General features: G+C 40.8%; 3 protein-coding genes and 1 pseudogene. 1 reads left to right on the top strand and 3 read right to left on the bottom strand.

All coding sequences use genetic code 11. The features are described from left to right. Nucleotides 1-641, top strand: a 641-nt coding sequence (locus PX481_RS00105) for an ATPase domain-containing protein (RefSeq protein ID WP_288093005.1), incomplete at its 5' end; no start/stop codon positions are given. Nucleotides 642-1,129: 488 nt separating this feature from the next. Here the strand turns inward: PX481_RS00105 and PX481_RS00100 are convergent. The 3 genes and pseudogenes from PX481_RS00100 to PX481_RS00090 form a co-directional block, all read right to left on the bottom strand. After that, nucleotides 1,130-2,125, bottom strand: coding sequence for a lysylphosphatidylglycerol synthase transmembrane domain-containing protein (locus PX481_RS00100; protein ID WP_288093002.1), 996 nt, complete (start codon nt 2,123-2,125; stop codon nt 1,130-1,132). A 248-nt stretch (nt 2,126-2,373) separates the two neighbouring features. Next, nucleotides 2,374-3,471 (bottom strand): sulfotransferase family protein, encoded by a 1,098-nt coding sequence (locus tag PX481_RS00095; protein ID WP_002760199.1) that lies wholly within the window; start codon nt 3,469-3,471, stop codon nt 2,374-2,376. Between the two features lie 84 nt (nt 3,472-3,555). Next, a pseudogene (locus PX481_RS00090) lies at nt 3,556-3,948 on the bottom strand (ISAs1 family transposase); the annotation flags it as partial. Nucleotides 3,949-4,208: the final 260 nt, after the last annotated feature.

The raw sequence follows: 4,208 nt of genomic DNA, 5'->3' as shown, positions 1-4,208 counted from the left end.
GGCGCGGTGAGCGGGCGATTTTGTTCGCTTATGAAGAATCTCGCGCCCAATTGTCCCGAAATGCTTCTTCTTGGGGGATCGATTTTGAGGAGATGGAACGCAAGGGATTATTAAAATTATTGTGTTCTTACCCCGAATCGGCGGGATTAGAAGACCATTTACAGATGATTAAGTCGGAAATCTCGGAATTTAAACCCTCCCGTATTGCCATCGATTCTCTATCGGCGCTCGCGCGCGGGGTGACAAATAATGCTTTTCGGCAATTTGTGATCGGGGTGACAGGATACGCCAAACAGGAGGAAATTACGGGATTTTTCACCAATACCACCGACCAATTCATGGGAGCGCACTCGATCACCGAATCCCATATTTCTACGATTACCGACACGATTTTAATGTTGCAGTATGTGGAAATTCGCGGCGAAATGTCGCGAGCGATTAACGTCTTTAAGATGCGCGGTTCTTGGCACGATAAAGGGATTCGTGAATATACTATCAGTCAGGATGGGGCGGATATCAAGGATTCTTTCCGCAATTACGAGCGGATTATTAGTGGTTCTCCAACTAAAATTAGCGTCGATGAAAAGAGTGAATTATCGCGGATTGTTCGCAATGTGCGCGAAAAATTACAGGATGAATAATCGGGGGTTGACTGATGGAGATTATTTTGAAGGGCGATCGGGTAAAGTTGGTCTTAGGGAAAATAACCACCAGATCAACAAACCTAATAAAATCCAGAGAATATCTTTAACCAGGCGAATTTTTAAAAACTGTGCTTTCTAGATTTTTTGTCCTCAATCCAGACTTTTGGGGGGTAGAACCCCCCAAACCCCGGAGCGCATTAGTTTTTCGGTGGGATGCTTACACGCAGTTGTTCATATATTTGTACTAATTTATAGCAATTCCCATAGTTGTGAGGTACAGAGTCTTAGGTTTTGAGGAGTCAGGAGTCAGGAGTTAAGATTTTGGTGTACCTCATGAGATTGGGAAACGCTATAAAAGTTACTGATAATACTAAATCTGGTTATTAAAGACTGATTATTTATTCCCCTTTTTGCATGAGCGCATGAGTACATGAGTGCCTATCCTGATATGTTACCTATACTCAACGGATTTAGTATGATTGAGATTATTTTGAAGAGCGATCGGGTAAAGTCGGTCTTAGGGAAAATAACCACCAGATCAATAAACCTAATATAATCCAGAGAACATCTTTAACCCGGCGAATTACGGAAATCGCTAAACCTAATTCTAGACTGCCGGTTAAGGAAGCACCCAGCAGCACTAAAGAACCTTCTAAAGTACCGATATTAGCAGGAATAAAAAAGGTTCCAGCGCGCACTAATTGGGCAACAGAATCAAATAACCAAGCATCGGCAAAACTAATCGGATGTTGGAGAAACTGCATTAAAACATAGATTTCTAAAACTCCGAGGGGCCAATTGAGAAAACCGACGATCAAGCCATTTCTAAATAGGGGCAGATTCCGGTAAAATTCCCCTAAACGATCATCGACACTGCGAAGATTTTCTAAAGGTTTAGCTAGGCGATCACCTAAAAAAGAATGACCTAATCGATTAACTATTCTGGAGGATAAACGGAATCGCTGAATCAAGAAAAATATCAGGATACAACTGGAGAATATAGCGAGACTTAATCCAGTAAAAGTTTTAAAAGAATTGGAGAATTTTGGGGAAGCTAGGAGCAGAAAAAAACCGATAATTGCAAAGAAGACAAGGGAAGCAGTATTTAATGTCTTGGTCAGAATAATCGAGGCACTGGTTTCTTTATAGCTAATCTGATAGTGAGTTTTTAACATCACTGCTTTAAAACCTTCTCCTCCCAAAGAAGCGAAGGGAGTCACGCGATTAAAGGCTGCCCCTACCATGTAAATTAATAATAGGCGAATTGTCCATCGAGGTTGGATAGGAATGCTTTTAAAAGTTAGTTGCCAAGTAAAAACATCGGTGAGGAATTCTAGGAAATAAAAAATAATTACTAATGTCATTCCCCACCAACCGACTAGGGTGATTTGTTGCCAAACTTCTTGCAGATTTGTTTTGCGTAAAATTACCCCTAGTAAAACAAAACCTAAACCCAGAAAGATAAATTTAAGATATTTCATAAGTAGTCGTGCAAAATTAATTTCTTGGTTAGGATAGGCAATAGACAATAGGCAATAGGCAAGAAGTAGTTAGATAGGTGTAATTAATTTTGCTTAGGTACTTACTAAATCCTGTTTAAAAGGTCTAGGAGAGCGGGAAGTGGGGTAGTGGGGAGATGGGGAATTATGAATTATAACTGATAACTGATAACTGATAACTGATAACTGATAACTGATAACTGATAACTGATAACTGATAAAGCTGATAACTAAAAATAATTCCAACGTTGAATAAATGGCAGCCAATGAGATTCGACTAATTCGAGCGCTTTTGGGTCTGGGGGATAATTATTTTTTTTATATCCTTGCAGACTAGCGATATATTTCTCAAAGCGAGGCATAGATATTTTTAAGTCGGGAAGTTGCAGTTGATCGTAGATTTTCTCGATTTGTGCTAGGGGTTCTTTTTCTAAATCTTCAAAACGAATTTCTACAAAACTATCGGCGGGTAAATCGGCACTATCTCGCAGGAGAGAATTGATCATTGGGGGATAACTTTTTAGAATTACCTGCTCGATTTCATCTGTGGATAAATTATCGTAGGATTGCAGTGCTAGTTCTGGTAGGATGCGGGTAAAAAAGTGGCGGGTTGAGGGAAAAACTCGATAGGGATTGCGGTAGATATGAATAAATTTAGCATCGGGCCAGATAGCTCGCAATTTGGCAATGTGTGCCGCATAAACGTGGTTTTTGATTAGTAATTGTTTGCCTCTTTGATGGATGGAAACTTTTTTTAATAGATGAGTATGCCAACGCTGCCAAGTGGCGATTTCTTTCTCGCTGCAGCCCTGAAAAAAAACCCCTCGATCGAAATGGTACTGAAAACGTTGGGGAAAGTATAAACCATGGTAGTAGGAAAGGGGGATCATGCTGGCCAGGGCGATCGAGTCTTCTTGGGGTGAATCGGGAGTAACAGCGACGTTATCCACATGGCGATCGCTCGGTAGGGCCAATTCTAGCAGCGGTTGAAATAAGCGGACGATACCGAGGATATCCCAGGGTAATCCCACCGCTAGGGGCGAAATATAGCCAAATTGCTCCGATTGACCGAGTAAATTGTGCAGATGGGTCGTGCCGCTGCGCCAATAGCCGACAATAAAAATGGGTGCTTTTACCTGCACGCGGCGCTCATAAAACCCTGTCATCAAAATTCGTTCTAGGGTAGAAAAAGGCAGTCGCGCCAGGGTAACTGCCAGCGCCAGGGTTGCCGGGGCGAAATTGGGGCGATCGATGCCGCCATTAGTCAAAAATAAACGTAATAGGGTACTAAGGTTACTACCACAAAGGGGATGAAACAAACTGGACATATTAACTATTTTTTAGCGTTTTTTTGGCGGATAGCTTGGCTGGCCAAGGTTTTGCCGAATTCCCAAGCGGCCCCTAGGGCTGATTCATTCTAACAAATCGCAAAGCCTGAACCACTTGTTATCAAGCCATCTTTGCCCCTTTGTAATGGATAAAAGGATAAAGGATAAAAAGCCTAAACCTCTGAAAAGATTTAGAGCTATAGTTGGGAGAATTGACAAATTACTAACAGCTTGAAAGTCAGTTAAAGGTAAAGTATCTTCCTTAAAAATTACGTCTTTTACCCAGTGCAACTGATTTTCTATGTTCCAATGACCTCGAATTTTTCGAGCAAAAGTTTGAGCACTTTCTACCAAACTACTAATGTACTAGGCACAATTATAATACCCTTCTCCCCCTCTTTCACCATACCTTTCCACTTTAATATAACTTTTAATGTGTTCCCAAACATTATTAAAGGGATGAGTTACATTAAAGACTGATGTTAGAAGTGTTGAACGTTGAGAAAAGTCAGACAAAAAAAGCTATTATAGATAGAATCTAGACAACTTATTCCCCCTCACAATAGGTAGTTTGCCCTGATGACGAATTTCTCAAAACTCATAAAAGAGCTTCTCAAACCACTGCCTAAAAATTACTACCCCGCTTGGCTCTTCGTTACCCTTTATGCTAAATCAACATACAAGATGCCAAGATAACATACTTCTAACCCAAAAATTCCGAAAGTTTCTAAAGCCAT

This window comes from Microcystis sp. M53603_WE2 (assembly GCF_030065435.1).
This window is presented reverse-complemented; position numbering and strand designations above follow the sequence as displayed.

Coding starts and splice junctions, on each gene's coding strand:
- PX481_RS00100 (WP_288093002.1), bottom strand. CDS start 2,125: ATGAAATATCTTAAATTTATCTTTCTGGGTTTAGGTTTTGTTTTACTA.
- PX481_RS00095 (WP_002760199.1), bottom strand. CDS start 3,471: ATGTCCAGTTTGTTTCATCCCCTTTGTGGTAGTAACCTTAGTACCCTA.